Annotated in this window: 1 protein-coding gene; it reads left to right on the forward strand. The window is 55.8% G+C overall.

Going from position 1 to position 1,361, the window contains the following annotated elements; genetic code table 11:
- The first annotated feature begins 150 nt into the window (after nucleotides 1–150).
- Nucleotides 151–1,332 carry an IS1249 family transposase gene (locus PG731_RS07560; protein ID WP_270773149.1) on the forward strand — a complete coding sequence of 394 codons (1,182 nt, stop codon included), beginning with the start codon at nucleotides 151–153 and terminating at the stop codon, nucleotides 1,330–1,332.
- The last annotated feature ends 29 nt before the right edge of the window (nucleotides 1,333–1,361 follow it).

Raw genomic sequence — 1,361 nt, forward strand, 5'->3', positions numbered from 1 at the left:
GGGTTAAACGACAAAATGTGTGTGTGAATCTCTCGATTTATGGGCCCTGAACTGGGTTAACGATGAAAATATATGCTCTGGAAGCATATATCTGAGCCTTGATAGTGTTTTGCTCTGTGATGTGCTACATGCAGGTGCTGGCATTAAACGATGCCGAAAAACAGACCTCTTTGCAGCGTGTGTGGCAACACGATGATCAAGAACGGAACCACATCTGCCAACCGCACGCGATGGCGATGCACAACCTGCGGAGCCTCATCAACACGACAACGCTGCGACATTACCAATGCAGCAGCGTTCGCCAGATTCATCGAATATGTCACCACCAGCGCGACCCTGAAATCACTAGCAGGTAAAACCGGCTTAAGTCCGCGCAGTTTGCAGCGCCGCTTCGAACTGTTTTGGCTCATCGACGTGCCAGACCCCAGGCCTTGCCACATGGGCCGTATCTACGACCAGGTATTCATCGACGGCACCTACACAGCAGGCGGGTGTCTGTTGGTCGCCTCCAGTCTTGACCACGTCATAGCCTGGCACTGGTGCACAACCGAAAGCACTGCTGCCTACAGCGCGCTACTCGACGGGATTACTGCTCCACTGATCGTGGTCACCGACGGCGGGCGCGGAGCCACCAGCGCCATCAACAACTGCTGGCCTACCACCGCAGTACAACGCTGCCTAGTCCACGCCCAACGCGTAGTACGTCGACATACAACCTCGCGGCCTCGCACCAACGGCGGGCGTGCGATTTACCAGCTGGCACTGAACCTAACGAAGATCACCAGCCTCGACCAAGCAGCCCAATGGGGCGTACAACTGCACCAATACGAATGCCTCTACCGCAACTGGCTCAACGAGAAGACCTGGACTACCGACCCCACCACCAAGCAAAGAACCTGGTCATGGACACACGAAGGCGCCCGTAGGGCATACAACAGCCTGAACAATCTCTGGCGGCGCAACCTCCTGTTTACCTACCTCAACCCACCCGGCACAACCCTAGATCCTCAGCATCTCAAATCCACCACCAACAGCCTTGAAGGCGGGATCAACGCCCAGCTGAAACTACTCGCTAGAACCCACCGCGGCACACACGCAGAGCACCAACGCCGCATGCTGGAATGGTGGCTGTACCTAAAAACGGAGCAGCCCAACGACCCAGTACAAATCGCCAAGCAGTCCAACTGGGGCCAAAACCAACTCGCCAAAGTCCCAACCCTGATCCACAACGAGAACCAAGCCGACCCAGAAACCGGACGACCAGCCCTCTACGACAAAGCTATCGACACCGCCTACAACCACTCACTCGGCATCCGAAAAGGCCAACTCTAATCCCGACACGCCAACAAAAACACACATTT

It is taken from the genome of Pauljensenia sp. OF14-1SRA (genome assembly GCF_027694595.1).
Taxonomy (GTDB): Bacteria; Actinomycetota; Actinomycetes; order Actinomycetales; family Actinomycetaceae; genus Pauljensenia; species Pauljensenia turicensis_B.